The organism is Roseateles sp., from assembly GCF_036486225.1.
Taxonomy (GTDB): Bacteria; Pseudomonadota; Gammaproteobacteria; order Burkholderiales; family Burkholderiaceae_C; genus Roseateles.
Map to the genome: position 1 here is coordinate 1 of NZ_DASVNZ010000012.1, position 26,236 is coordinate 26,236.

At 68.9% G+C, this 26,236-nt stretch carries 24 protein-coding genes and 1 riboswitch; of the genes, 11 read left to right on the plus strand and 13 right to left on the minus strand.

Annotated elements, in window-relative coordinates:
- Positions 1 to 124: 124 nt before the first annotated feature.
- Both VF536_RS01130 and VF536_RS01135 read right to left on the minus strand, forming a co-directional pair.
- Entirely contained in the window at positions 125 to 628 is a 504-nt protein-coding gene (locus tag VF536_RS01130; RefSeq protein ID WP_331612935.1) for a hypothetical protein, read from the minus strand.
- The gene (locus VF536_RS01135) at positions 625 to 1,317 is read right to left on the minus strand and encodes an RNA polymerase sigma factor (protein WP_331612936.1); all 693 of its coding nucleotides are present in this window, start codon (positions 1,315 to 1,317) and stop codon (positions 625 to 627) included. The genes VF536_RS01130 and VF536_RS01135 overlap by 4 nt, the downstream gene beginning before the upstream one ends.
- Positions 1,318 to 1,889: 572 nt before the next feature.
- Here VF536_RS01135 and VF536_RS01140 point away from each other — a divergent pair.
- Together VF536_RS01140 and VF536_RS01145 are read left to right on the plus strand one after the other, a co-directional pair.
- Positions 1,890 to 2,651: a TSUP family transporter gene (locus VF536_RS01140; RefSeq protein ID WP_414710247.1), complete on the plus strand. Its 762-nt coding sequence runs from the start codon at positions 1,890 to 1,892 to the stop codon at positions 2,649 to 2,651.
- Between the two features lie 136 nt (positions 2,652 to 2,787).
- The gene (locus VF536_RS01145; protein ID WP_331612937.1) at positions 2,788 to 3,606 is read left to right on the plus strand and encodes an HDOD domain-containing protein; all 819 of its coding nucleotides are present in this window, start codon (positions 2,788 to 2,790) and stop codon (positions 3,604 to 3,606) included.
- Positions 3,607 to 3,645: 39 nt separating this feature from the next.
- On the opposite strand, the gene VF536_RS01150 is transcribed toward VF536_RS01145, so the two are convergent.
- Positions 3,646 to 4,944 (minus strand): GGDEF domain-containing protein, encoded by a 1,299-nt coding sequence (locus VF536_RS01150; protein ID WP_331612938.1) that lies wholly within the window; start codon positions 4,942 to 4,944, stop codon positions 3,646 to 3,648.
- A 150-nt stretch (positions 4,945 to 5,094) separates the two neighbouring features.
- On the opposite strand from VF536_RS01150, the gene VF536_RS01155 reads away from it, so the two are divergent.
- Both VF536_RS01155 and VF536_RS01160 read left to right on the plus strand, forming a co-directional pair.
- A complete protein-coding gene (locus VF536_RS01155) occupies positions 5,095 to 5,763 on the plus strand; it encodes a hypothetical protein (protein WP_331612939.1) in 669 nt (222 codons plus the stop codon).
- 50 nt (positions 5,764 to 5,813) lie between these two features.
- A riboswitch (FMN riboswitch) is annotated at positions 5,814 to 5,986 on the plus strand.
- 104 nt (positions 5,987 to 6,090) lie between these two features.
- A complete protein-coding gene (locus VF536_RS01160; protein WP_331612940.1) occupies positions 6,091 to 6,573 on the plus strand; it encodes a 6,7-dimethyl-8-ribityllumazine synthase in 483 nt (160 codons plus the stop codon).
- A gap of 129 nt (positions 6,574 to 6,702) precedes the next feature.
- Here the strand turns inward: VF536_RS01160 and VF536_RS01165 are convergent, their stop codons facing one another.
- Genes VF536_RS01165 through VF536_RS01175 form a run of 3 tightly spaced genes read right to left on the minus strand, consistent with a single transcriptional unit; the run spans position 6,703 to position 9,973 of the window.
- Positions 6,703 to 7,644 carry a pseudouridine synthase gene (locus VF536_RS01165; protein WP_331612941.1) on the minus strand — a complete coding sequence of 314 codons (942 nt, stop codon included), beginning with the start codon at positions 7,642 to 7,644 and terminating at the stop codon, positions 6,703 to 6,705.
- A 32-nt stretch (positions 7,645 to 7,676) separates the two neighbouring features.
- A complete protein-coding gene (locus tag VF536_RS01170) occupies positions 7,677 to 8,690 on the minus strand; it encodes a TIGR02285 family protein (RefSeq protein WP_331612942.1) in 1,014 nt (337 codons plus the stop codon).
- Positions 8,672 to 9,973 (minus strand): UDP-N-acetylglucosamine 1-carboxyvinyltransferase, encoded by a 1,302-nt coding sequence (locus VF536_RS01175; protein WP_331612943.1) that lies wholly within the window; start codon positions 9,971 to 9,973, stop codon positions 8,672 to 8,674. The genes VF536_RS01170 and VF536_RS01175 overlap by 19 nt, the downstream gene beginning before the upstream one ends.
- Positions 9,974 to 10,225: 252 nt before the next feature.
- Between VF536_RS01175 and VF536_RS01180 the strand changes: the two genes are divergently transcribed.
- Positions 10,226 to 11,365, plus strand: a complete 1,140-nt coding sequence (locus VF536_RS01180; protein WP_331612944.1) for an RDD family protein — start codon at positions 10,226 to 10,228, stop codon at positions 11,363 to 11,365.
- A 10-nt stretch (positions 11,366 to 11,375) separates the two neighbouring features.
- On the opposite strand, the gene VF536_RS01185 is transcribed toward VF536_RS01180, so the two are convergent.
- Positions 11,376 to 12,215 carry a rhodanese-related sulfurtransferase gene (locus VF536_RS01185; RefSeq protein ID WP_331612945.1) on the minus strand — a complete coding sequence of 280 codons (840 nt, stop codon included), beginning with the start codon at positions 12,213 to 12,215 and terminating at the stop codon, positions 11,376 to 11,378.
- Positions 12,216 to 12,372: 157 nt separating this feature from the next.
- On the opposite strand from VF536_RS01185, the gene asd reads away from it, so the two are divergent.
- From asd to VF536_RS01205, 4 genes are all read left to right on the plus strand, one after another.
- Positions 12,373 to 13,221, plus strand: a complete 849-nt coding sequence (asd, locus tag VF536_RS01190) for an archaetidylserine decarboxylase (RefSeq protein WP_331612946.1) — start codon at positions 12,373 to 12,375, stop codon at positions 13,219 to 13,221.
- A 98-nt stretch (positions 13,222 to 13,319) separates the two neighbouring features.
- The gene (locus VF536_RS01195; protein ID WP_331612947.1) at positions 13,320 to 14,633 is read left to right on the plus strand and encodes a tryptophan--tRNA ligase; all 1,314 of its coding nucleotides are present in this window, start codon (positions 13,320 to 13,322) and stop codon (positions 14,631 to 14,633) included.
- A 256-nt stretch (positions 14,634 to 14,889) separates the two neighbouring features.
- Positions 14,890 to 16,596 carry an AMP-binding protein gene (locus tag VF536_RS01200; RefSeq protein WP_331612948.1) on the plus strand — a complete coding sequence of 569 codons (1,707 nt, stop codon included), beginning with the start codon at positions 14,890 to 14,892 and terminating at the stop codon, positions 16,594 to 16,596.
- 35 nt (positions 16,597 to 16,631) lie between these two features.
- Positions 16,632 to 17,033 carry a YkvA family protein gene (locus VF536_RS01205; protein ID WP_331612949.1) on the plus strand — a complete coding sequence of 134 codons (402 nt, stop codon included), beginning with the start codon at positions 16,632 to 16,634 and terminating at the stop codon, positions 17,031 to 17,033.
- A gap of 45 nt (positions 17,034 to 17,078) precedes the next feature.
- On the opposite strand, the gene VF536_RS01210 is transcribed toward VF536_RS01205, so the two are convergent.
- Complete coding sequence (locus VF536_RS01210; protein ID WP_331612950.1) at positions 17,079 to 17,975, minus strand: LysR family transcriptional regulator; 897 nt, start codon at positions 17,973 to 17,975, stop codon at positions 17,079 to 17,081.
- A 474-nt stretch (positions 17,976 to 18,449) separates the two neighbouring features.
- Positions 18,450 to 18,773, minus strand: coding sequence for a DUF4148 domain-containing protein (locus VF536_RS01215; protein WP_331612951.1), 324 nt, complete (start codon positions 18,771 to 18,773; stop codon positions 18,450 to 18,452).
- A 332-nt stretch (positions 18,774 to 19,105) separates the two neighbouring features.
- Here VF536_RS01215 and VF536_RS01220 point away from each other — a divergent pair, with 332 nt between their 5' ends.
- The gene (locus VF536_RS01220) at positions 19,106 to 19,807 is read left to right on the plus strand and encodes a LysE family translocator (RefSeq protein ID WP_331612952.1); all 702 of its coding nucleotides are present in this window, start codon (positions 19,106 to 19,108) and stop codon (positions 19,805 to 19,807) included.
- Positions 19,808 to 19,886: 79 nt separating this feature from the next.
- A complete protein-coding gene (locus tag VF536_RS01225) occupies positions 19,887 to 21,230 on the plus strand; it encodes an MFS family transporter (RefSeq protein ID WP_331612953.1) in 1,344 nt (447 codons plus the stop codon).
- Positions 21,231 to 21,372: 142 nt separating this feature from the next.
- On the opposite strand, the gene VF536_RS01230 is transcribed toward VF536_RS01225, so the two are convergent.
- From VF536_RS01230 to VF536_RS01245, 4 genes are all read right to left on the minus strand, one after another.
- Positions 21,373 to 22,167 (minus strand): DUF3800 domain-containing protein, encoded by a 795-nt coding sequence (locus VF536_RS01230; RefSeq protein ID WP_331612955.1) that lies wholly within the window; start codon positions 22,165 to 22,167, stop codon positions 21,373 to 21,375.
- A gap of 113 nt (positions 22,168 to 22,280) precedes the next feature.
- Positions 22,281 to 23,924: a SulP family inorganic anion transporter gene (locus VF536_RS01235; protein WP_331612956.1), complete on the minus strand. Its 1,644-nt coding sequence runs from the start codon at positions 23,922 to 23,924 to the stop codon at positions 22,281 to 22,283.
- 120 nt (positions 23,925 to 24,044) lie between these two features.
- Positions 24,045 to 24,791, minus strand: a complete 747-nt coding sequence (locus VF536_RS01240) for a hypothetical protein (RefSeq protein WP_331612957.1) — start codon at positions 24,789 to 24,791, stop codon at positions 24,045 to 24,047.
- Positions 24,792 to 25,011: 220 nt separating this feature from the next.
- Positions 25,012 to 26,154 (minus strand): HD-GYP domain-containing protein, encoded by a 1,143-nt coding sequence (locus VF536_RS01245; RefSeq protein ID WP_331612958.1) that lies wholly within the window; start codon positions 26,152 to 26,154, stop codon positions 25,012 to 25,014.
- Positions 26,155 to 26,236 lie beyond the last annotated feature (82 nt).

Genomic DNA, 26,236 nt, shown 5'->3' on the forward strand with positions numbered 1-26,236 from the left:
GTGCGGCGGGCTGGGCCTGGACCGCGAGGGCGGCGAGCGCCAGGGCGAGGGTGGTGAGGGAGGTCTTCATGGCGGTCTCCAGGGAGGGAAATCGGTATCGGTATCGGTATCGGAAGCGGAGCGATCAGGGCATGACCCGCATCGCGAGCACGTCGCCCGAGGCGTGCACCAGCAGCTCGGCGCGCACCGGCGCGGCCGCGTCGGCGGGGTCGTAAGGCAGGCCCAGCAAGGCCAGGCGCTCGCGCGGGACTTCCGCGGGAACCAGCCAGGCGTTGCCGGTCCCGGCCTTCTCGAAGGCGGCCCAGCGGTCGGCGGACACGAGCACGATGAAGCCGCTGCCGGGATTGCCCATGACGGTGGCGCCCGATTCGCCCGGCGGCGCGGAGCCCAGCAGCCAGACGCAGGCGACCAGCACGGAGGCGCACAGCGCCGGGCCGGCGAGTGCCCATCTCCAGCGGCCGGCCTTGGCGGCCTTCTGGCGGGCGGCGAACTGCCGGCGCATCGCGACCAGCACGGCGTCGTCGCGTTCGAACGGCGGCGTGCGCTGGCGCAGGTCCTGGGCCACGGCCCACAACCAGTCGGCCAGGCGCGCGCTGCGGGGCGGGGAGGTGTCGGTGGTCTTCATCATGCGGACTTCGATGAGCGTTCGATGGCATCCGGCGCATCCGGCGCGGCGGACGACGGGGGCCGGGACTCGTCCTGCAACGCCGCCAGCAGGCGGGCCCGGCCCCGGTGAAGCCGGGTGCGCAGGGTGTTGAGCTCCACGCCGGCGATGCGGGCGGCCTCGGCGTAGGCCCGCTCCTGCAGATCGACGAGCACGATGGCCTCGCGGAAGGTCCAGGGCAGGGTCTGCAGGGCGGCCCACACGCGGGCCTGGTCTTGGGCGCGGACCAATTGCTGTTCAGGCGCGTCGGCCGGGTCGTGCCGGAGGTCTTCGGCGTCCTCGTCGTGGGCGACTGGGAGGTCCCGCCAGCGCGCCAGCAGGTGATGTCGCGCCATGCCGGCGAGGTAGGCGCCGAGCGGCCCTCTGCCCGCGTCCCAGCCTTCGGGCCGGCCGGCGAATTGCACGAAGGCTTCCTGCATCGCGTCCGCCGCCCAGTCGGACTGGCCGCACAGTGCCAGCGCGTAGCGGAAGACACCGGGCGATTCGCTGCGGTACAGCGGTTCCAGCGCGCTCGCGTCGCCCTGGCGCAACCGGCGCACCAGCGCTTCGCTGGCGGCGACTTGGGTGGTCGGCGGGTCACGCTCGCTCCCCGCCGAGGGGTCGGCGGCGGAGTCGGGGCGGGCGCGACCGGCCAGGCGGGTCCAGAAGCTCATTGGCGTTCGGCGTGCGTTGCGTGGTGAGGATGTTGAACGTATTGCGCCAGCGGCCCGGAAAGTTCCCGGCTCGCACACAAGAATTCCGCCGACCGACCCACGGCGAGGGCGCGGCTTCCGGCCGGCCCCCTTGTTTCAGGGGAATGACACCTCCACGCCACACGGGGCGACCCTCGCCCGGGGAGCGAGAACAGTGCACCGTGCGATGTTCGCAAATCGTTTTCGATGGGGCCATTTCACGCAAGTGAGCGCCGGCCAACCGTTCCATCTTGGTGCATTCGCCAAGTGAAAACCCCAAGTGCGTGCACAGGGGCCGGGTCCTAGCATCCACCCCACTCGACGCGACACCCGTCCCGCGCTGGCGACAAGCCGGCACCAAGGGGGTTGCCTACGGGGGCTGAGGAGACAAAACAGATCAGACCAATTCGAACGAACAACAGTGACACTGTCACAATTCGCGGGCACCTGGATCAGGTGCCCGTTTTGTTTTCGTGGCCTGGTTTTGCGCGCATCCTGCGATCGTTCTCGGCCCGTGTCCGCGGCCCTGAAGCCGCCCTTGCGAGTCGTTGCAGATGATCGAGTTGTTGACCGCGGCCGTGGCGTCGCTCCTGGCCGGATTCGTCGATGCCGTCGTGGGCGGCGGCGGGCTGATCCTGGTGCCCGCGCTGTTCAGTCTCTACCCGGGCGCCGCGCCCGCCACCCTCTTCGGCACCAACAAGGGCGCCGCCATCTGGGGGACGGCCTGGGCCACCCATCAATTCTCCAAGCGCGTGTCGCTGCCCTGGCTGGCGCTGATGCCGGCCGCCGCCGCCGCGCTGATCGGCAGCTTCGCCGGCGCCTGGGCCGTCACGCTGGTGGATCCGAGCGGCCTGCGCAAGGCGCTGCCGGCGATCCTGCTGGGCGTGCTGCTGTACACGCTGGCGAAGAAGGACCTCGGCCGGCACCATGCCCCGCGCCACGAAGCCGCGATGCAGACGCTGATCGCCAGCGTGATCGGGCTGACGATCGGCTTCTACGACGGCTTCTTCGGGCCGGGCACGGGCAGCTTCTTCGTGTTCCTGTTCGTGCGGCTGCTGGGGTTCGACTTCCTGCACGCCTCCGCCACGGCCAAGCTGATGAACACCGCCACCAACTTCGCGGCGCTGGTGCTGTTCGCCTACAAGGGCCATGTCTGGTGGCACGTCGCGGCCGTGATGGCCGTGGCCAACGTCGTCGGCAGCCTGATCGGCACGCGCATGGCGCTGGCCAAGGGCGCCGGCTTCGTGCGCGGCATGTTCGTCGTCGTGGTGTCGCTGCTCATCCTCAAGACCGGTTACGACGCCTTCCTGCGCTGACCCGCCGGGCGTCGCGGGTCGCCCCGCGGGCACGCCAGACGCCCTCCGAACAACACCACCATCGCTTTCCGCCAAAGGCGGGATGCCGGCGGCCCATCGCCCGGGCTACCATCTGTCCAAACAACCGCTGACCACCATGCCTGTCGATCCTCAACTCCGCGCGCTGGATATCGAGATCCCCACCCAGCCGGACGTGCTGGTCAAGCTCTCGCTGCTGATGGCGGACGAGGACATCGACCTGCAGGCCGTCTCCGGTCTGGTGGAGACCGACATGGCGCTCGCCGCCGCGGTGCTCAAGGCGGTGAACTCGTCGCTGTACGGGCTGCGCGGCCGGGTGCAGACGGTGCACCAGGCGCTGACCTACCTCGGCATGCGCGAGGTCGCCGCGATCACTTTCGAGATGGGCCTGCGCGCAGCCTTCCCGCCGGCTGTCGAGCTCGAACCCGTGTGGACCCGCGCCGCCAAGCGCGGCCTGCTGATGGGCCGCATGGGCCAGATGCTGGGCGTCGACCCGTGGGCGGCGCACTCGGCGGGCCTGTTCGAGGAATGCGGCAAGGCGGTGCTCTACCGCCATGCGCCGGGGCACTACCCGGCGATGCTGCGCGCGACCGCCAGCGACAAGGAACTGGTGCAACTGGAGCACACCGCCTTCGGCGTCAGCCATGACGCGCTGGGCGCGGCGCTGTGCGAGAGCTGGGGCCTGGCGCCGGCTGCCGTTGCCAGCGTGCGGTATCACGTGCAGCTTCAACACGAGCTGCTGATGCCCGAGGCGATGCAGCGCCGCGGTGTCGGCGCGATCTCGCTGGTCGCGTGGACGCTGATGAACAAGCCGGAAGCGCTCGACGAGACGGTGATGGAGATCGCGCCGCAGGCGCAGCTCGACGAGACGCTGATGCTGCGCGCCGCGCGCCGTGTCGAGGAGCAGCTGCAACAGGCCGAGTCCCGCGGCCGTTGAGGCCTGACGGCCCGGCGCGTCACCGACGCGCCCGGCGGCTCACGACGCGATGCAGAGCCGATCGCGCCCCATGCGTTTGGCGAGGTAGAGCGCCTCGTCCGCCGCCTGCAGCAAGGCCTGCGGACCCAGGTAGGGATGACCCGGCTGGGAGGCCGCGAGGCCGGCGCTGATCGTCACGATCCCGTCCTCCGACGCGCCGTCCGGCAGCGCGCCATGTGGCACCGCGAGGGCGCGCCATCCTTCGCGCAGCGCTTCCATCAGCCCTTGCGCGGACTCGATGTCGAAGCCGGGCAGCAGCACCGCGAACTCCTCGCCGCCCAGGCGGGCGACGAGGTCGGTGTCGCGCTGGAAGTGCTCGGCGAGCAGCCGCGCGAGCCGACGCAGCACTTCGTCGCCGGCATTGCGTCCGTGGCGCTCGTTGAACGGCTTCAGGTGGTCGACATCGAGGATCGCCAGCGCCAGCCGTCCCTGATCGCGCTGGGCGCGCTTGAACTCACGCCGCAGGGCGGCATCGAACTCCCTCCGATTGGCGATGCCCGTCAACGCGTCGTGGCGTTCCATCGAGGCCAGTTCACGCCGCTTCATCTCGAGGGAGCGCTCCGCCTGCTGCAGCGCCTGGTGCTGGCGCGCGATCTCCTCGCGCAGCTCGCGACCGCGGGACTGCTCGCGATGGAGCTCATCGCCCAGCGACGTCCGGACATGGTCGAGCGCCTGTTCGAGCTGCAGCAACTCGCGTGGACGCGGTTCGCCGGGTTCGAGCCAGGTCAGGGTCTGCGGCGGCAGCGTCGGATCGAAACGGCTCGCCTGCGCGGACAGGTGGCTCAACTGCCGCAGCAGCCAGCGGTCCAGCATGAGCGCGGCGACCAGGCCCAGCACCGTTGCCAAGGTGAGATGAATCAGCGCGGAGCGCAGCAAGGGGTCGCGCCTCAGCGTGTCGCCGACGGTCGAGGCCGAGGCCTGCAGGCGCAACTCACCGCTGCCGGCCAGCGAGAACTCGGCGCTTTGACCAGGTTCCCCATCGTCGTCGGAGAGGGCTCTGAACTGCTCGCCGTCGCGCGTGCGCAGCTCGACGCGGCGCAGGTTGTGACGCGTCAGGATGTGGTGCAGCAGACCGTGCAGCGCTTCCGGCCGCTCCAGCCGCTGCTGGAGGCTGTAGGCCAGCGGGCCCGCATAGAGCAGCGGGATGGCGCTCAGTTCCGCGTCGGTCTCGGCGGCGCGACGCTGCGTGGTCTCGCGCAACTGCCAGCCGCTGGACAACGCCACCAGCAGCAGTCCGAACACGAACAGCGCCAGCAGCGGGCGGGCGCCCACCGAGATGCGGATGGCCTTGTGGGTCATGCGTGGATGCCGAGGTTGCGACGGAAGTCGCGCTATACACCGTCAAGTCATCGTCGGGCCATTGTGCCGAGCCGTGTTCGCTGGTTTCCCCGGGGAAACTCCAAGCAGGGACGGGTCACAGAATGGCCCCCCACACCTCAGGGGGAGGCGATGAAACGAACTGGCGTGGCCGCGTGGCTGCTGCTCGGCGCGAGCGCTGCCTGGGCCGATCCGGGCTACTACCTCGTGCGGCCGTACAGCGAGGCCGGTCAGGCGACGCTGGACCTGCGCTACTGGCATGTCGATCCGCCGGACGAGCCCGCGACGCTGTGGCCCGAGATCGGCCTGCGCTACGGCGTGAACTCGCGATGGAGCACCGAGCTGCTGCTCAGCTGGATCGGACCGACGCTGCACGAGCAGACCTTGAGCTCGATCAACTGGGTCAACCAGATCCTGTTCACGCAGGGCGACACGCCCTATGACCTCGGCCTGCATCTGCAGCTCATCCGCAATCGGGGGCAGGGGAACGCCATGGAGGTCGGTCCGATCTTCCAGACCGAATGGGGAATGACGCAGCTCAATCTCAACGTGTTCTTCACCCATGACGCGGGGTCGCGGCGCCAGAACCAGACGAAGCTCCAATGGCAGGCGCTGCACCGCTGGCAGCCGGGCTGGCGCCTCGGCGTGCAGGGCTTCGCCGAGCCGAAGTCGTGGCGGGCCGGACCGGTCGCGAGGATCGAACTCGGCGGGCGTGCTGAACTGACGGCGGCCTACCTCTGGGGGAACACCTACCGCAGCCGTGGGGACATGCTGACCGCCTCCCTCCAGGTCGGGTTCTGAAACCTAGAATCCGACCGCCCTGTCCACCTTCCCTCTGAAGGCAGGCGGGGCAGCGTTCTCAGGGCGGGGTGGAAGTCCCCACCGGCGGTATCCGCGGCGCGGTCGACAGACCGACGACCGCGGGAGCCCGCGAGCGCCCGGCACCGCCCTTGTGGTGCCGGGGTCAGCAGACCTGGTGAGAGGCCGGGGCCGACGGTCACAGTCCGGATGAAAGAGATCGCGTCCATCGTCGGCCACGCGGGCCGGCGCAAGCGTTCGCGCCTGCGCCGCCGGGCGGCCGCGCTGTGCGTGCGCGCCCTGATTCATCGTCTCAACCGAAGGGTTCACATGAATCAGACCAACCTCCACTCTCCCTCCTCCGCCGCTCCCCGCGTGGCCATCGTGTCCGCGAGCTGGCATGCCGACCTGGTCGGCCGATGTCGCGAGGCCGCCATCCGGGAACTCGAAGCCGGCGGGCCCGTCCGCGTCGACACCTTCGAGGTCCCCGGTGCGTTCGAGATCCCGCTCCATGCGATGAAGCTCGCGCGCAGCGGGCAGTTCGATGCGGTGCTCGCCTGCGCGCTCGTCGTCGACGGCGGGATCTACCGCCACGACTTCGTGGCGCACGCAGTGATCGACGGCCTCATGCGGGTGCAGCTCGATACCGGCGTGCCGGTGTTCTCGGCGGTGCTCACGCCGCTGGCGTTCCACGAGCACGCGACGCATCACGGGTTCTTCCACGAGCACCTGGTGACCAAGGGCACCGAGCTCGCCAGCGCCTGCCGGGCGACGCTCGCGGCCTTGCGAAAACTGGATGCGCTGAGCGCTTGAGCGCGCGAGCGAGCGCCTGCGTGAGGGCGCTCTCATGCCATCGCCAGGCGCGGCCCTGCACAGGAGAGGAGGCCTCGCGTCCGCGAACCTCCCACCCTGTTCCGGGCCCAGTGACAGTTGTGGCGCGCGCTACAAGCGCGTGGCTGCAGCGGACAGCCGGAGCGAGGTCACGAACCTCCGCGGCTGGCCGGTCACCGGATCGATGAAGGCGATCTCGCGCGCGAGCAGCTGAAGCGGACACGTGAAGTCCACGACGTCCTCGACAGGCTGCAGCACCGGATAGATGCGGTCGCCCTCGATGGGCAGACCCAGCGCGCACAGCTGTGCCCGCAACTGATGCTTCACGCCGCTGTGCGGACGCAGTTCGTAGCGGGCGCGATCAGCACCCAGACGCTCGATCAGCGCGATGCGCGTGCGCGCATTCGGCACGGCCGTCTGGTCGGCGACGGTGCGCATCTGCATGAAGTCGACGGGGTGCTCTTCCAACCGGCTCTCATAGTCCAGCGGCAGTCGAGCGCCGACGTCGTCACGCCACGGCGCGATGGCCTCATAGACCTTCTCGACATCACGATCGCGGAAAAGGCGTTGGTACGCATCCCGCGTGGCCGGCTGCACCGAGAACAAGGTCAGTCCCGCCGTCTCGCGATCGAGGCGATGCACCGGACTCAGGTCCGCCAGGCCGGTCTCCCGGCGCAGGCGCGTGAGCAGCGTCTGCTGCACGTAACGACCCTTGGGCGTGACCGGCAGGAAATGCGGCTTGTCGGCGATGAGCAGGTGATCGTCGAGGTGCAGGATGCGGGCCTCGAAGGGCACCTGCGGCTCGTCGTCCAGCCAGCGCCAGTAGTAGACGCGGCGCTGCGCGCGATACGGCGCATCGGGCGCCAGCGGCTTGCCCACGTCGTCGAGCACGTCGCCGCGTGCCATCCGCGCGGCCCAGTCCTCGCGCGCGACCAGCGGCAGGCGCTCAGCCAGGAAATCCAGCACCAGCGCCCAAGGCCCCGGCGCACAGGCGAGCGCACTCGCGGCGACGCCGTCGCGCAACGTCAGAGCGAGTTTGGTCGGACGTGCCATGGGGGCGTGGACGCTTCAGCGAGCCGCGTCGCTCATTCGATCTGCGCCGGACCCCGCGCGCGCTCGTCGAGGAAGCGGTTCAAGCGCTGCAGGTCGTCGGCGTCTATCGGTGCGCCGTTGCGCCAGGTCTTGATCCAGGCCTCGCGCTGCGGATCGGCGGCGAGCTGCCGCACCGCCTGGTCCATCGCTTCGATGGCGCGGCGGCCCTCCGGCGTGCGGCTGCAGCCGGCCGTGGCGATGGAGGTGCTGCGGCCTTCGGCCAGCGGCAGCTTCGCGAGCTCAGGCGCGCCCGGATGCGCGGCGTTGTACTCGTCCACGGTGACCGGGTACTCGAGCGTGTAGTCCATGCGCCTGGCGCGAAGCATCGGCAGCAACTGGGCGCCGCGGCCGGCGACGATCGAACGCGGCGCGCGCTCCGGATTGGCGGCGAGCAGCTTGTCGATGCGCGGCCCGTAGCTGCGGTCGCGCGGCAGCAGGCCGGTGAGGTCGTTGCGACGCAGAAGATCGGCGAGCTGCAGGGGTTGCCCGTTGGCCTCGAAGCGCGCGAGATCATCGCGCCGCACGATCACGTGGATCTGTCTCGACATCATCGCGGGGTGCAGCGAGGTGAAGTAGAGCCACTGCAGCCGCTCGGGCGTGCGCACGTGCAGCACGGAGCACAGCGTCTCGCCCTGTCGCACCTGGGCTTCGAAGCGGGGCAGGCTGAGTTCGACGAACTCGTGCCGGAACTGCGGCATGCGCTCGATGAGCAGGCGCAGGAAGCCGTCGACCTCGCCCTGGCCGAGATCATCGACGCGCTGCGGAGGCTTGCCGTCGCGATAGACGAAATGGGGCGGCATGTCCTGCACCATCCAGCGCAGGAGCGGTGGGGACGGCGGTGGCGAGGGCTGCGCCGCGGCGGGCGCGATGAGCCCGAGCGTCCCGAGCACGACGAGGATCCCGGCCATGAACACCGTGACCGCCAAGGCCAGGCAGCCCGCGGCGGCGCGGACGCAGCGGCGGGCGGACGTCGGATGACGGTCGGAGGTCAGTCGCCCTCGACCCATTCCACCTTGGCGCCGAGGCGGGTGATGTTCTCGGCGAACTGCGGATGGGCGCGGCGGACCGGCGTCGCGTTGCGGATCACGGACTTGCCGGGGATGCTGGCCGCGACCATCAGCAGCGCGATCGCGACGCGGATGATGTACGGACTCTCGACCTCGGCGGGGCTGAGCGTCTTGCCGCCGAAGGTCACCATGCGGTGCGGATCGGACAGGAAGGCGTGCGCGCCGAACTTGGACAGCTCGGTGGTCCAGCCCATCGCACCGTCGTAGACCTTGTTCCAGAACATCACGCTGCCTTCGGCCTTGACGCCGAGCGCGACGAAGATGGGCAGCAGGTCGACGGGCAGGTAGGGCCACGGCGCCGCTTCGACCTTCTGCAGGATGTTGCGGGTGAAAGGTTCCTTGACCTTGAGCTTGCCGTCGACGACGGAGCGCGACCAGCCGTCCTCGTGGATGATCTGCACGCCGAACTTGGCGAAAGTGCGGTCGATCAGCGGGAACTGCTCGGGCTGGGAGTTCTTGACCCGGACGTCGCCGCCGGTGATGGCGCCGAGCGCGAGGAAGGTGACGATCTCGTGGAAGTCCTCGGCGAAGGTGAATTCACCGCCGCCCAGGGTCGCGACGCCGTGGATGGTCAGGCGCGAGGTGCCCAGGCCTTCGAGCTTCGCCCCGAGCATCTGCATGAACTGGCAGAACTCCTGCACGTGCGGCTCGCTGGCGGCGTTCATCAGCGTCGATGTGCCGTGGGCGAGCGCGGCGCAGAGGACGAAGTTCTCGGTCGTGGTGACGGAGGCGTAGTCGGTCCAGTGGTCGTTGGCGCGGAGCTGGCCCTCGACCTTGACCACCAGGCCGTCGGCGGCGCGGTCGACGCTCGCGCCGAAGCGCTGGAAGACCTCGACGTGCGGATCGATCTCGCGGGCGCCCAGGGTGCAGCCCTTGACGTCGTCCTCGATGCGGGCGGCGCCGAAGCGCGCCATCAGGCCGGGGACCAGCATGATGGAGGAGCGCATCTCCTCGGGCAGGTGATCCTTGGCCGGGTCGAAGTGGGTGTCCAGGTGGTGCAGGTCCAGCACGCCGCTCTTGAAGTCCACGGACACGCTGCTGCCGAGCTTGCGGAAGACCTCGAGGATCTTCTTGACGTCGGTGATCTCGGGCACGCCGTGCAGCCGGACCGGCTCGCGCGTCAGCAGGGTCGCGCAGAGGATGGGCAGGACGGCGTTCTTGTTGGCCGAGGGAACGATGCGGCCCTTCAGGGGCGAGCCGCCGTGGACGATGAGGTTGGACATGGCCTGGCGCGGGCGCGCGGGTGGAATTCGGTGGACGAGCGCGAATTATCGGGGGTCGCGGAATGCCCCGGCGCTCGAACGGGACACGGGATTGCATCTTGCAACCTGACCCCGGGGCGACGCCAGCGAAGGTGTGCTCCGGCGACGGAGGAAATCCTCCGGGCGCGCCGCGTCAGGTCGTCGCCCCGAGGCGACGGATGTAGGGAAGTCATGGGCGTCGGACGAGGAGCGCCCTCGCCACAATCCCGCCCCATGATCCCGCCCGTCGATCCGTCCCCCTCCGCGGCCGTGCCCACGGTGCCGGAGGCGTCCGTGCCTTTGCCTTCCCCGGCGTCCCCGGTGTCCGCGGCGTCTCCTGCATCCTCGCCGGTCCGTCGGCTGCTCGCGAAGCGCCGCGCCGCGTCGGAGGCCGCCGAGGACCCGCGCGACTGGATCACCCCCGAGGACCTCAACGTCGCCCCGGCGTTGCTCGGCCTGCCGCTGGCCTCGCCCTGGCAGCGCGCGAAGGCGATGGCCGTCGACGTGACGCTGGTGACGGTGCTCTCTAACTTCGGCAACACGCCGCTGCTCGGCGGCTGCTGCTGGGTCGCGTGGCGTTGGTACAAGCTGCAGCGCGCCTCTCGCGGCGAGGTGCAGAAGGAGTCCGGCTGGCTCGGCTGGGCGCCGGCGTTGTGCCTGGTCGCGTTCGGGCTCTACACGAGCACGATGGAGCACATCGACGAGCCGACGAAACAGTCCCGGCGTGAGGCCGTCGCCGCCGCATCGGTCGACAAGGCCGGCAAGGCAGGCAAGGGCGAACGCCAGGACGACGACGCCGACACGACCGACACCACTGACGTGAACGAGGACGTCAGGGATCTCGTGAAGCACGCGATCGCGACCGCCACGGCCGCGGCGTCGGCCGCCTCCGGATCGGCCTCCGGCCAACTGGAGCAGGCGGTGATCCAACAGGTCGAGAAGGACAGCGAGCTCCAGCGCAAGGCCGACCGCGTGCGCATCAAGGCCCTGCAGGAGGAAGTCCGCACGCTGAAGGACGAGGCCAAGCGCTCGCCGCTCGAGAAGCTTCGCCACTGGTGGGAGGTCGTGGGCCTGAACCTGGTCTGGGCCTTCGTCTATTTCGTGGCCTTCCCGCTGATCTGGCCGGGCCAGACGCCGGGCAAGAAGCTGATGGGCCTGCGCATCGTCGAGCTGACCGGCAAGCCGCTCAAGCCGATGCTCTGCGTGCGGCGCTACGGCGGCTACGCGGCCGGCGCGACGACCGGCGGCATGGGCTTCCTGCAGATCCTGTGGGACGCCAACCGCCAGGGCCTGCACGACAAGGCCGCGCACACCGCCGTCATCGATACGCGCAATCCTCGCCGCCTGCGGCTGAGCGAAGACCTGAGCGGTTGAGCGGCTGAGCTCAGCCCTTGGGATCGAGCCGCTTCGCCCGCGCGAGGCGCCAGGCCTCGGCGGGATCGTCGCCGTAGACCTCGTCGGCCGTCGTCGCCGTCTCGTGGCGATGCGTGTCGATCGCGATCCGCTTGTCGAAGACGAAGCATTCGCCGCGCCAATCCGCGTCGGCATCGGGCATCTGCTCGAAGTAGTTGAGGATGCCGCCGTCGAGCTGCCGCACCGTCAGCCCGCGGTCGATCATCCAGCCGGAGAGCTTCTCGCAGCGGATGCCGCCGGTGCAGTACATCGCGACCGTCTTGCCCTCGCGCTGCCAGGCTTCGGCGTGGGCGTCGATGTAGGCCGGGAAATCGCGGAAGTGCCGCACGCCCGGATCGATCGCGCCGTCGAAGTGGCCGAGCTCGAATTCGAAGTGGTTGCGGTTGTCGAGGAGGACGACGTCCTCGCGCCGGATCAACTCGCGCCACTCACGCGGCGAGACATGCGTGTCGCGCGTGTCGGCAAGACCTGTCACGCCCTCCAGCCCGAAGGCGACCAGCTCCGGCTTCTCATGCACCTTCAGCAGCGTGAACGGGCGGGTCGTGCAGAAGCTGCGCTTGAAATGCAGGTCGGCGAAGGGCGGCTCGGCGCGCAAGGCGGCTTCGTAGGCCTCGAGGGCCTGCGGCAGTCCGCCGATCGCGCCGGTGATGCCCTCGGGGGCGAGGAGCAGGTTGCCGCCGATGGCGCGCCCCAGCGATTCGTTGACCTCCCGCAGCCGCTGCGCGAGCGCCGCCGTCTCGTCCAGCCGGACGAACTTGTAGAACGAGCTGTGCTCGTGGGAGGACTCGTGCGGTGACGCGGGGGAGGACATCGGAGGGACCACTGAAGACGGACGCCGTCAGGCAACAGGCGGAGAACGCGATGGTACCGAGGTCCTTCGCTGGCCCGGGAGCAACCCGGGTGCGGGACTCGTACTTGCCCGCCTAGAATCCGCCACTCTTTTTTCGCCCCTCCGGGGGCCCACCGCCGTGTCCGATCGCCTTGCCGTCCTGCCCCAGTACCTGATGCCCAAAGGGGCCATGACGCGTCTGGCCGGTCGCCTGGCGGGCGCTGAACTGGGCGGCTTCACGACCTGGACGATCAAGCGCTTCATCGCCAAGTACGGCGTGAACATGGCCGAGGCGGCCGAATCCGATCCCACCGCCTACTCGACCTTCAACGACTTCTTCACCCGGGCGCTGAAGCCCGGTGCCCGTCCGCTGGCCGACGCGCCGCTGATCTGCCCGGTCGACGGCGCCATCAGCCAGTTCGGACCGATACGCGCGGACCAGATCTTCCAGGCCAAGGGCCACCAGTACTCGACCACCGCGCTGCTCGGCGGCGACCAGCAGCTGGGCGCGCAGTTCCGCGACGGCCACTTCGCGACGATCTACCTGAGCCCGCGCGACTACCACCGCATCCACATGCCTTGCGCCGGCCGCCTCGTCCGCATGGTGCATGTGCCGGGCGACCTGTTCTCGGTGAATCCGACGACCGCGCGCGGCGTGCCGGGCCTGTTCGCCCGCAACGAGCGCGTGGTCTGCCTCTTCGAAGGCGAGCACGGCCCGTGGGTGCTGGTGCTGGTGGGCGCGACCATCGTCGGGTCGATGGCCACGGTCTGGCACGGCGTCGTCAATCCGCCGCGTCCGGGACGTCTGCGCACCTGGCACTACGAGAACGAACACTTCGCCTACAAGCAGGGCGAAGAGATGGGCCGCTTCCTGCTCGGCTCCACCGTCGTGCTGCTGTTCCCGAAGGACCTGCCGATGCAGTTCAACGCGCAGTGGCAGCCCGGCGGCGCGGTGCGCCTCGGCCAATCGATGGCCAGCCTGGGCTGATCGCAACGGGCCCGGCCGCGCGCATCACCTGTCCCTCCGATGGGGGCCCGCCTTTGCGGGACAATCGCCGTTTTGCGAAACGACGGCGACGAGTTCCCATGACCCTGCGTGTCCTGACCGGCATCACGACCACCGGCACCCTGCACCTCGGCAACTATGTCGGCGCGGTGCGCCGCGCCATCGCGGCCAGCCGCGAGCCGGGCGCCGAGAGCTTCTTCTTCATGGCCGACTACCACGCGCTGATCAAGTGCGACGAGCCGGCCCGGATCGAGGCCTCGCGCCTGCAGATCGCCGCGACCTGGCTGGCCGCCGGCCTGGACACGAGCCGGGTCGTCTTCTACCGCCAGAGCGACATCCCCGAGATCCCCGAGCTGACCTGGCTGCTGACCTGCGTCACGTCCAAGGGCCAGATGAACCGCGCGCACGCCTACAAGGCCTCGGTCGACGCCAACGTCGCCGCGGGCGAGGACCCGGACGCCGGCATCACGATGGGCCTGTACAGCTATCCGATCCTGATGGCCGCGGACATCCTGATGTTCAACGCGCATCGCGTGCCGGTCGGCAAGGACCAGGTCCAGCACATCGAGATGGCGCGGGACGTCGCGCAGCGCTTCAACCACACCTTCAAGACGGAGCTCTTCACGCTGCCCGACGCCAGCGTGGACGAGGAGATGGAGCTGCTGCCAGGCCTGGACGGCCGCAAGATGTCCAAGAGCTACGACAACTCGATCCCGCTGTTCGAAGGCGGCGAGAAGGCGTTGCGCGAGGCGATCTCGAAGATCGTCACCGATTCGCGTCTGCCCGGCGAACCCAAGGAGACCGAGGGCTCGCACCTGGTCCAGATCTACGACGCGTTCGCGACGCCGGAGCAGCGCAAGGCGTTCCGCGCGGCACTTCAGGCCGGCCTGGCCTGGGGCGAGGCCAAGGACCAGCTGTTCGCCCTGATCAATGCGGAGATCGGCCCGATGCGCGCGAAGTACGAGGCGCTGATGGCCAATCCCGAGAAGATCGAGGAGATCCTGATGGAAGGCGCCGCCAAGGCGCGCGCGATCGCGGGTCCGCTGCTGGCGCAGGCGCGCGAGGCCGTCGGCCTGCGTCGCTTCAAGGCCCTGGCCGCGCCGGTCGCCCAGGCGGCCAAGGCGAAGTCGACGGTGCCGGCGTTCAAGCAGTACCGCGAAGCCGACGGACTCTTCTACTTCAAGCTGCTCGCGGCCGACGGCACCCTGCTGCTGCAGAGCACCGGCCTGTCGCAGGGCAAGGAAGCCGGTCAGTGGGTCGCCAAGCTCAAGCGCGAAGGCGCAGCGGCGTTGGGCGATGCGCCGGTGTCCAAGGAAACCGGCGACGACGTGCTGCTGCCGGCGCTGGAAGCACTCGTGGCCGCCGAGTTGGAAGCGGCGGCGGCCAAGGGCTGATCGAAGCACCGAGCGCGTCGGCGAGAGCCGGGGCACCCCCGGGCTCATACGCTCGCAGGCTCCGCTAAATCGCCCGGGGGTGCCCCGGCTCCCGCCGACCGGTGAGGTCGTGGTGGTCGTGTCGAAAGGAAACCCTGGTTTAGGGTGCCAAGTCGATCACGTTCATCGAAGAAACCCGCTCGTTGCGCGACGTGAGGCGTCGTAGTCTCCACTGTTGATTCCGTCACGATTCAACACCACAACAAGGAGACCACCGATGTCCACGACGACCCGCCTGCCTGCCGACTCCCTGGCGCTGCAACGCCTCTATGCCTGGGAGCTCGACACGCCGGACCGGGTCACGCTGCGCCAGCCCATGGGCGGCGGCGTGGTCAAGGACTTCACCTGGAAAGAGGTCGCCGATCAGGCCCGCCGCATGGCGGCCCACCTGAAGACGTTGGGCCTCGAACAGGGCTGGGAACCCGGCGCCCGCGTCGCCATCCTCTCGAAGAACTGCGCCTGGTGGCTGATGAGCGACCTCGCCATCTGGATGGCCGGCTACGTCAGCGTGCCGCTGTATCCGACGCTCGCGCCGGACACCATCCACCAGATCCTCAGCCACAGCGAGGCCAAGCTGCTGTTCGTCGGCAAGCTCGACGGCTGGGAAGGGATGCGTCCCGGCGTGCCGCTCGGCCTGACCTGCATCTCCTATCCCGTCTCGCCCGACGACGTCCAGGACACCTACGACCACTGGGACGCGATCTGCGCGGAGACCCAGCCGCTCAAGGGCAAGCCGGTCCGCGCGGCCGACGACCTCGCCACCATCATCTACACCTCCGGCACGACGGGCGCGCCCAAGGGCGTGATGCATTCGTTCGGCAACTTCGCCTGGGCCATCGCCACCGGCCTGAAGCGCATCCCGCTGAGCGAACGCGACCGCATGCTGTCCTACCTGCCGCTGGCGCACGTCGTCGAACGCGCGCTGGTCGAGCACGGCTGGCTCCATACCGGCATGACGGTGTACTTCGCCGAGAGCCTGGACACCTTCGCCGCCGACCTGCAACGCGCGCGGCCGACGGTGTTCTTCTCCGTGCCGCGGCTGTGGACCAAGTTCCAGCAGGGCGTGCAGGCCAAGCTGCCGCAGCCCAAGCTCGATCTGCTGTTCAAGCTGCCCCTCATCGGCAACCTGGTGCGCAAGAAGATCCTCAAGGCACTGGGCCTGAACGAGTGCACCTTCGCCGCCGGCGGCGCCGCGCCGATGCCGGTCGCGCTGCTGAAGTGGTACCGCGCGCTGGGCCTGCCGATCAACGAGGGCTACGGCATGACCGAGAACCTCGCGCTGTCGCACATCACCGTGCCGGGACGCGACCAGATCGGCAGCGTCGGACCCGCCTACGACGGCGTGCAGACGCGGCTGGATCCGATCACCGGGGAGCTGCAGATGAAGAGCCAGGCGCTGATGCTGGGCTACTACAAGCAGCCCGAGCTGACCGCCGAGACGCTCACCGCCGACGGCTGGCTGAAGACCGGTGACAAGGCGGAGATCTCCGACAAGGGCGCCCTCGCCGGCTGCGTGCGCATCACCGGCCGGGTGAAGGACCTGTTCAAGACGAGCAAGGGCAAGTACGTGTCGCCGGCGCCGATCGAGGACCGCCTGTCGACCAATCCCGCCATCGAGGCCTGCGCGGTCACCGGCGCGAATTTCGCGCAGCCGGTGGGCATCGCGATGCTGTCGCCCGAGGCCGCCGCGCGCGACCGCGCCGGGCTGGAGAAAGAGCTGACCGAGCACCTGGAGAAGGTCAACGCGCGGCTGGATCCGCATGAGCAGCTCGACTGCCTGATCGTCACGGCGACGCCCTGGACCGTCGACAACGGCCTGATCACGCCGACCTTCAAGGTGCGCCGCAACCGCGTCGACGAGGTCTACGGCCCGCGTCTGGAAAACTGGATCGTCCAGCGCCGGAAAGTCATCTGGGCGGACTGACACGGCCGCCCCGCGGCTGACGCATGATGGGAGGGATGAAACGCGGATCCCTCAAGCGCTGGGCCGCCCTGCTCAAGGGCGAGCTGCTCACCGTCTTCTACGCGGCACGCGACCCGGAGGCGCCCTGGCTGGCGCGCTTCGTGGCGATCGCGGTCGCCGCCTACGCGCTCAGCCCGATCGACCTGATCCCGGATTTCATCCCGGTGCTGGGCCTGCTCGACGACCTCATCCTCGTGCCGCTGGGCTTCTGGCTGGTGCTCAGGCTGATGCCGCCGCAGGTGATCGCGCGGGCCCGCCTGCGCGCCGCCGAGCAACGCGGCCGGCTGCCGCGCAACCTCAAGGTCGGCGCGGCCATCGTCGTGCTGTGGGTGCTGCTGATGGCGCTGCTCGTCGTGTGGCTGATGGGCCGCGGCGGCGCGCCCGCAGGCGCTGTCTGAACGGGCGACCCAGTCCGCGCCTCAGTCCGCGCATCAGCCAGCAGCTCAGTCCGGACCAAGGCCCTTCTTCGCCAGCGTCTCGGCCACCCATTCGATGAACACGCGCATGCGCGCCGACACGTAGCGGTTGGGCGAATAGACCAGGTGGACCGGCACGGCGTTGTGATGCCACTCGGGGAAGAGCGGGACCAGCTCCCCGTTGTCGAGGTGTTCCTGGACCGCGTACTTCGCCAGCTGCACGATGCCCAGGCCGGCGAGCCCTGCCGCCACATAGGCGTTGCTGTCGTTGACGTCGAGCCGGCGGCGGCCTTCGACCTCGATGCGCTCATCGCCGCGGTGGAAGACGAACGGGAACACGCGTCCGGTGCGCGAGGAGAAGTAGCCCACGGCCTGATGCGGCTCCAGGTCGAGCTCCTGCGGCGTGGTCGGCGTGCCGTGCTTCGCCAGGTAGGCCGGCGAGGCGCAGGTGCAGAACTGGATCTGCCCGACGCGGCGCGCGACGAGGCCGGCGTCCTGCACTGGGCCGACGCGCAGCACGAAGTCGACGTTGTCCACCAGCAGGTCGATCGCGCGGTCGCTGACGCCCAACGCGATCTGGATGTCGGGATAGCGCTCGTGGAAGTCGCCCAGCGCGGGGATGAGCACCCGCGAGCCGGTCAGCGTCGTCACGTCGACGCGCAGCCGGCCGCGCGGCTTGCTCTGGTCGTGGAGCATCCCCTGGTCGATGGCCTCGAGTTCGCTCAGGAGGGCCATGGTGCGCTCGTAATAGGCGGCGCCGTCCTGCGTGACGGTCACCTTGCGGGTGGTGCGCGTCAGCAGTTGGACCCGCAGCCGCGCTTCCAGCGCCTGCACCAGCCGCGTCAGGCTGGCCTTGGGAAGATCCATCGAGTCGGCTGCCTTGGTGAAGCTGCCGGTTTCCACCACCCGGGCGAACGCCCGCATTTGCACGATCCGGTCCATCCGATGCCCTTGATCAGGCGGCCCGGAAGGGGGACTGCTGGGGGCCGCGGGGCGATTCTCCGGGATTCCGCACGGTCGTGCGCGTTGCGCGCCGGATTCCCGGTTCAGGCGCCGGGACAGGGCGCCCCGGGCGAATGACGGATGCACGCCGGTTGAACGCCGTATGAATATGTCGCCGCCGTCATCTCGAATATCGGAGGGATATCGGACGGCGTTTGACGGTTCAATACTTAGTCCAGGCTTAAGCAAAAGAAAACCCCCTCGGCGAGCAGTGGCTCATCCGAGGGGGTATAGGCGGTCGGTGACAGACAGGAGGGAGGAGTGCGGAGAACCGCCACCGACCAGGGCCGGAGCCCTTGACCTAAAAAGTGCTCTCTACCAATCTATTGTTCGAGTTCTCTCTCAGGGGGTTTCTTGCAGGCGGGTATCAGGAAACAGGAAACAGGAAACAGGGGCTCAGCGGCCGGCGACGGAAGTGGCCGGGGCGCTGCCGCCGAACTTTTTCACCAGGGTGGCGTAGTACGGCGAGCTGCGCAGCTGGGCGTACTTGGCTTGGGCGGCATCGCGGCGGGCGTTGTCGTAGCCGTAGGTTTCCGACTGCTCGACGGCGGCCAAGCCGGACTCACGGTAGATCTCCAGGTCGGCCAGCACTTCGGCGCGGCTCACGGCGCTCGGGGTGTTGACCGGCTGGGTGTGCGGGTTGTCGTTGGCCATCGCGCTGCCGGCCACCAGGGCGGCGGAAGCGAAGAGGACGGAAGCCAGGATGTTCTTGGAGGTCATGATCTTTCCTTTCAGATTCGGTCCCAGGGCAACAGCGAAGGGGCACGGGGTGGATGATTCGGCCCGTCGATTGCGCCAGGGATTCAATTCGGTGTCGTTTGAAATCTGTCGGTTGCCCGGAGGTTTCAATCCGTCGCCTGGTGGAGATTCCTGGAAGCGGTTTCGATGTGTCGATGGGATGAACTATGAACGATAAGGGTTGACCCTTAAATCCATTCCTTCGCAACACTCCGTTGAAAAGATCGGAACAATCACTGCGCGCATATCGCGCGGCCCGCGCCGGGGGCGGGCATGATGGCGGCCTTTCGAGAGACTTTCGGGAGACGTCTTCGATGCTTGGCACTCACGACCTCGGCCTCTTCATCGCCTCCGGCCTGCTGCTCAACATGACGCCGGGACCGGATTCGCTGCTGATCATGGCGCGCAGCGCCACGCAAGGTTTCCGTGTCGGCTCGGCCGCGGCGCTGGGAATCGGCGCCGGCACCTGCGTCCACATCCTGGCCGCGGCGCTGGGGCTATCGGCGCTGCTGTCCGCCTCCACGGCGGCCTTCACCGTGGTGAAGCTGCTCGGCGCGGCCTACCTGATCTACCTGGGCGCGGGCATGCTGTTCAAGCGGCGCGCCGCCGCAGACCGGACTGACCACGCCGATGGCCGTGCCGATGATCCGGCGAAGGACGGACGCCGGGAGTCCGTCCCGAGCGCGCCTCCCGCGGCCCCGCTGCGCAAGATCTTCGCGCAGGGGTTCCTGACCAACGTGCTCAACCCCAAGGTCGGGCTGTTCTTCCTGGCCTTCGTCCCGCAGTTCATCTCGGCGGACGCGCCGAGCAAGGCGGCGGCCTTCCTGTTCCTCGGCGCCGTCTTCAACGTGAACGGGATGCTGTGGTGCCATCTGCTCGCCTGGTCGGGCGCCGTGGCGGGCGCGCGTACGCGTGGACAAGGGTGGGCTCGCGCGCTCGGGCGATGGTTCAACCGTGGCATCGGCGCGCTGTTTCTGGCTTTCGGCGTGCGATTGGCGATGGCGGAGATGGCCTGAGCGCTCATGCGGTGCGCGTGGCGTTCGGTTTGGCCGAACCGCGCCTGCGGGTTTTCCATCGCGGGAGTAGGCTTCCGCCATGACTGCCAAGACCCCCCCCATTGCCGGCGGCTCGACGCCGGCGTCCGGCGTCCCCGGGCACTACACCGCGCATGAGAAGCGTGACCGCATCTTTGCCATCGTCGGCGCGTCGTCCGGCAACCTGGTCGAATGGTTCGACTTCTACGTCTACGCGTTCACCTCGATCTACTTCGCGCACGCGTTCTTCCCGAAGGGCGATCCGACGGTCCAGCTGCTGAACACGGCGGGCGTGTTCGCGGCGGGCTTCCTGATGCGGCCGATCGGCGGCTGGCTGTTCGGCCGGATCGCCGACCGCAAAGGCCGCAAGACGGCCATGATGATCTCGGTGCTGATGATGTGCGGCGGCTCGCTGGCCATCGCCTGCATGCCGACCTACGACACCATCGGCGTCCTGGCGCCGGCGCTGCTGCTCGCGGCGCGGCTGTTCCAGGGCCTGTCGGTCGGCGGCGAATACGGTACCAGCGCCACCTACATGAGCGAGGTCGCGCTGCGCGGCCAGCGCGGGTTCTATGCCTCGTTCCAGTACGTGACCCTGATCGGCGGTCAGTTGCTGGCGGTGCTGGTCGTGGCGATCCTGGAGCAGACGCTGACCGACGCGCAGATGCACGACTGGGGCTGGCGCATCCCGTTCGCAGCCGGTGCTGCGACGGCGGTGATCGCTTTCTACCTGCGCCGCTCGCTGGCCGAGACCGCGAAGGCGGAGCAGCTCGACCGCAAGGAATCAGGCTCGATGCGCGAGCTGTTCAGCAAGCACACGCGGTCCTTCCTGATCGTGCTGGGCTTCACCGCGGGCGGGTCGCTGGCGTTCTACACCTACACGACCTACATGCAGAAGTACCTGGTGCTGAGCGTGGGCATGGACAAGAAGGTGGCGAGCACGGTGATGACGGCGGCGTTGTTCGTCTACATGTGCATGCAGCCGCTGTTCGGCGCCTTGTCGGACCGCATCGGACGGCGCACGTCGATGCTGTGGTTCGGCATCCTGGGCGCGCTGTGCACCTGGCCGATCCTGTCGGCGCTCAAGGGCGTGCAGAGCCCGTACGCGGCCTTCGGCCTGATCATCCTGGCGATGGCGATCGTGTCGCTGTACACCTCGATCGGCGGGCTGATCAAGGCGGAGATGTTCCCGCCGGAGATCCGCGCGCTGGGCGTGGGCCTGTCGTATGCGATCGGCAACGCGATCTTCGGCGGCTCGGCGGAGTTCGTCGCGCTGAGCCTCAAGGCCGCGAACATCGAGAGCGCGTTCTACGTCTACGTCTCGGTGATGTGCCTCTTCGCGTTCCTCGTCTGCTTCCTGATCCCCGACCTGCGCAAGCATGGGCATCTGAACGAGGTGCATTGACGCTCTTCCGATTTGACGGATCGCCCTTTCAAACCAGCAGGCATCGCGTTTACACTGATCACCGACGGTCAAGCGCAGCGCTTGTAGAGGTCTCCGCAAGGAGGCAGCCCTGAACGGGTGGGATCCTCGAAGCTGGGGGCTGTCACCAACTCTCGAATGCCGCACCCAGGTGCGGCATTCGGCTTTTCAGCGATCCGAAGTCGGAGAGGAACGTCATCCCAAATCCCAGCCAGTTCCGGTCGTGCCGATAGACATGGCGCCGCAACAGGTGGAGGTAGCTCGGATCGGTGATGCCGAACCGATTCGGATTGACGGCATAGAAGGTGCTGCTCGCAACAGCATCTGCGATCTGCAGCCCTGCCAATTGGCTGTGCTGCACGGCGCGTAGACGATCGATATCGATGGCAGGCCAGTGGACTTGCCCGTCTGTGTTCAGACCAATGCCGTGGCGCAGCAGGCGCATGTGCCCGCGTATATCTTCGTAAGACATGGCGGCGCGGTCCGAGAAGATCAGTTCCACGGTGCCGTCTCCCTCGTCCGGGCGCGCGTGATCCCGGCACAGCCAGGAGATCCGTTCAACCAACAGACGAGTCAAGTCGCGATAGAGCAGGAACTTGTTGGACTGGTAGGTCACGACGTCCCGGATATCCGGCTTGTAGCTGAGCACGCTCACGGTCCAAAAGCTCAACTGCGCGAGTTCGTGGAACAGGACCAGCCGTGGCAGATGGTCCATCTTGCAGAGATGGAAAGGTTGGGACCGATCCCGACCCAGTTGCTGGCGCACGCGCATCAACGCGTCCACGCCTGATCGCTCGTTGACCCGCCGAAACACGACGGCCGACAGCACGAACCAGCGGGAGCTTCCGCGTCCATCTTCCTTGAAGAGAAATCCCTCGTCGCCCGACTCGTCGATGTACGCAATGAAGCTCGAATGCATCCGAGGAATTCTGTTGCTCGTCGCGATAGGCTACCGAGCAGGGTCACCCCGATTCGGTCAACTTCAAGTGAAGTTCGAGCGCTCGACTCCTCTTCCACGGATCGGCGATGTTCTCAAGAAGAATCGCTCATCCCCAGATGGTGCGACAGGTACATCTTCCCGCGGAACCATGACTCCCACTTGCTGGCCTTGAGCCGGTCGAGCACCGGCCCCTTGACCTCGCTGAGGTCGAGGCGCCGGCCCTGGCGCTCGAGCGTCTCATGCAGCTCCTTCAACGCGCTGAGGCCGCTGAAGTCGATGCTGTTCACCGGCGACATCTGCAGCAGCACGCGCCGCGTGGTCGGGTGCGTGTCGAGGTGGGCCTGGACGACGTCGGCCAGGCTGCGCCCGTTGAGGAACAGCAGGCTCTCGTCGATGCGCAGGCCGAGGACCGCCGGGTCCAGCTCGACGTGGTGGCGCTCGACGTTGCGGTAGTGCTCGGTCCCGGGGATGCGGCCGATCAACGCGACATGCGGTCGGGCGCTGCGCTGCAGCAGCAGCGCGATTGCGCTCGCGACGCCCAGGCCCAGCGCCGCGGTGATGCCGACGAAGATCACCAGCAGCGTCACCGCCGTCATCAGCAGCGCTTCGGCGCGGTCGTAGCGCCAGGCATCGGCGTAGGGGCCGAACTTCAGGCCGGACAGCACCGCGACCATGATGCTGGCCGCCAGCACCGGCTTGGGCACCCAGGCCAGCAGCGGCGACATCGTCAGCAGCACCAGGCCCATCATCGCGGCGACGAAGACACCGGTCATGCGCGTACGGCTGCCCGCGTCGCTCATCAGCACGCTGCGCGAGAAGCTCGCGGCGGCGGGCATGCCGCCCGAGATCGCCGCCGCCAGATTGGCGACGGACAGGCCCATCAGTTCGCGCCGCGCGTCGACCCGTTGCCCGACGCGACGCGCGAGCGATTCGGCCACGGCCAGGCTGGACACGTAGCCGAGCAGCCCGATCAGCGCGGCGCCGGGCAGCATCGCGGTCCAGAGTTCGGCATCCAGCCGCGGCAGCGTGAAGACCAGCGCCAGCGGCGGCAGCTCGCCGACGCGCGGCAGGCCCTGCGGATCCCAGCCCCACGCAACGCCGATGCCGATGAGCAGCACGGCCAGCGGCGCGATCCGCGAGACGAAGCCCTTCGGCAGGCGCCGCACCGCGACCAGCGCGAGCAGCGACACCACGCCGAACAGCGCCGCCACGCCGCGCCAGTCGAAGCCGTGCTCCGACAGCGAGCGCCAGAGATCCGGCAACGTGCCGCCGGTCGCCGTCGAGCCGATCAGCACGGGCAGCTGACTCGCGGCGATGGCGATCGTCGCCCCCGATTCGAAGCCGTGCAGCACCGGCACCGACAGCAGCGCGGCCAGGGCGTGCAGCCGCAGCAGCGCCGCCGCGCCGAGGATCAGGCCGACCTCGGCGGACAGCACCAGCGCGGCTTCGCTCGGACTGACGCCGGTGGGTGCGAGCTGCAGGGTCTGCATGATCATCAGCGCCAGCACCGCGACCGGGCCGATGTTGAGGAAGGGGCTGGAGCCGAGCGCCGCGTAGAACAGCGGCGGCAGCAGGCTCGCATAGAGGCCCACCTGCGGTGGCAGGCCAGCGAGCATCGCGTAGGCCAGGCTCTGCGGGATCAGGAGGACGCTGACGACCACGGCAGCGACGAGGTCGTCGCGCAAGGCGTCGCGCAGATAGGGCCGGAAGGCGGCGAGGGAGGGCAGCGTCGGCATGGGGGGAGGCCGCAGGAGCAGCGCGCGGCAGTATAGGCGGCGCCTCCCCCCCGTCCCCTGGCCGCCCGCGCGCTCCGGGGCGCGTGCCGGCCTCGACTCGCCCATCGACGCTCGGGGCACTCAGAGGATCGGCGACCCTGCGGGGTTGTCCGGCGGCACGCGCGGCAGCGGCGGCGTCCGCGGCTCCAGCAGGTCGATCGACAGTCGCAGCGTCAACTCCTCGCCCCGCGCCAGCGGCAGCAGCCGCGGCATGTCCGGCGTTATCAGGCGGACCTGCACCGAGGTCCGCGTCGGGTGTCGCTCGAAGCTCAGCGTGTCCAGGGGCGCTTCTCCGCGCAGCAGCACGATGCGCCCGCCGGCGCCGCTCAGCGAGGCGATGCCGCACCAGGGATCGCGGCGCTCCACGTGATCGCGGCTGGATAGCTTCACCACGTCGATCGATTCATCCAGCCACGCGGCATCGGCGAAGTCGTCCGGGAAGTTCAGCAGCCATCCCAGGCGCGCCGGCATCGGCATGCGGCTCAGGTTGCGCACCGACAAGGTCCAGTCCAGGCGATGCTCGTCCAGGCGCAGCGTCTGGCTCGCCTGGAAGCCCCAGCTGCCCGGCGACGGACTGCGGGGATGCAGCATCAGTGTGATCGCGTCGGGCGCCTGATGCGTGATGCGCCAGGGCTCATCGAAGGTGGCGGGGTCCGGGACCAGCCGCGCCATGTCCTCGGGCACCTCGGTCGGGGAGATCAGTCTCACCGCACCGCCGCCGACCAGCCTGCCCCGTTCGATCAGCAGCGGACGCAGCCACGGTTCGCGACCGCCGGGGGCGATCTCCCCCAGCCAGCGCAGACGTCCGCCGCGATCCGTCGCCACCATGGCGCGCCACCGCCCCGATTTCAGTTCGACCCCTTGACCCACATGCATCCCCCATGTCCGAAAACGGCGGAGTCTGCGCGCTGGAGAAGCGGGCCGGGTTTACCGAAAGAGAGGTGGATCCTCGCCAGTCTGATGCATCGAGGTGAATCGGCTGCAAGGCTTTGCGGAGGCGCCTCGGGCCGCCTATCGGGGCGGGATCCAGGGCGGGATCCGGGGCGGGTCAGGCGCTGGCGATCAGCGCCGCGATGCGCTCGTCGGACAGGCGGATCGGCGAGCCGTGCGCGGGCAGCAGCGCGACCACGGCGTGGTCGTCGCGGCTGCTGTCGCGCAGCACCGGCGTGTGGCGCGGCTCGCCGTTGGCGTTGGTCAAGGCCGACACCATCGGACGATGCGCCTTGTCGCCGTTGCGCACGACCAGCCCGACCTCGCCGCTGGCCAGCCGCACCAGGCTGCCCGGCGGGAAGATGCCGAAGGACTTGATCAGCGCCGCCGCCAGCGGGCTTTGCGCGGCCATCTGATGGAGCTCGCGCCCGGCCTGCGCCGCGCTCATCGCCGGCCGGTTGGCCCGGCTGCTCAGACGGGCGGTGTAGACGTCGGCGTAGCGCAGCATCTCGGCCAGCTCGCCGACGTCGCTGAGGCCGTGCGGATAACCGCGACCGTCCGGCGTCTCGTGATGCTGCAGCACGGCTTCCAGCCAGTCCGGATCGTCGATGCCGGCGGCGCTCAGCATCTCGACGCTGCGGATCGGGTGTTCGTTGATGGCCTCGCGCTGCATCGCCGTCAGCGGCGAGACCTGGCTGGACAGCCGCGCCTGCAGGTCCAGCATGCCCAGGTTCATCGTCAGCGCGGCCTGGAAGGCCCGGCGCTGATCGTCCGGGCCCCAGCCCAGATACCGGGCCGCCGCGTGGCAGGCGGTGGCCGCATGCAAGGAATGCGTAACGCCGTAGTGGCCGCTGGTGGATTCAGGCTGTCTAACCACCTGTGAGAGTGCGACCTCCGGCGAGCTGTCGATCAAGGTCAGCATCAGCGCCGTGGCGCCGTCCAGCGCACTGGCCATGCGGTCCGGCGAGGCCGAGAGCGCGTTGCGCACGTCCTGCTGGCCGCGGTCCCATTCCTCGGGCAGCCGCTCGCGGAGATAGGCGGCGGAGCGCGTCGGCCCGGGCGCCGCCTGACGCGCCGATTCGGCGAGTTCGTTCGCGTCGACCAGCGCCCCGCGGCGCATCAGCGCGTTGAGCTGCGCCTCGTCGGCGATCACCTGCCCGCGCGCCAGCAGCAGCGTCCGGTCGGTGTCCCGCACGCTGAAGGCGAGCGGCTGACCGAGGACGATGCGGTTCTTGACCGATGACAGTGAACAGACACGCATGAGCGACGTGAAGAGCGGAGGGTGAGCCGCCCGCGTTCGACATGTCTCGAAGTTGTAACGCGGGCGGCCCGCACTCTACATC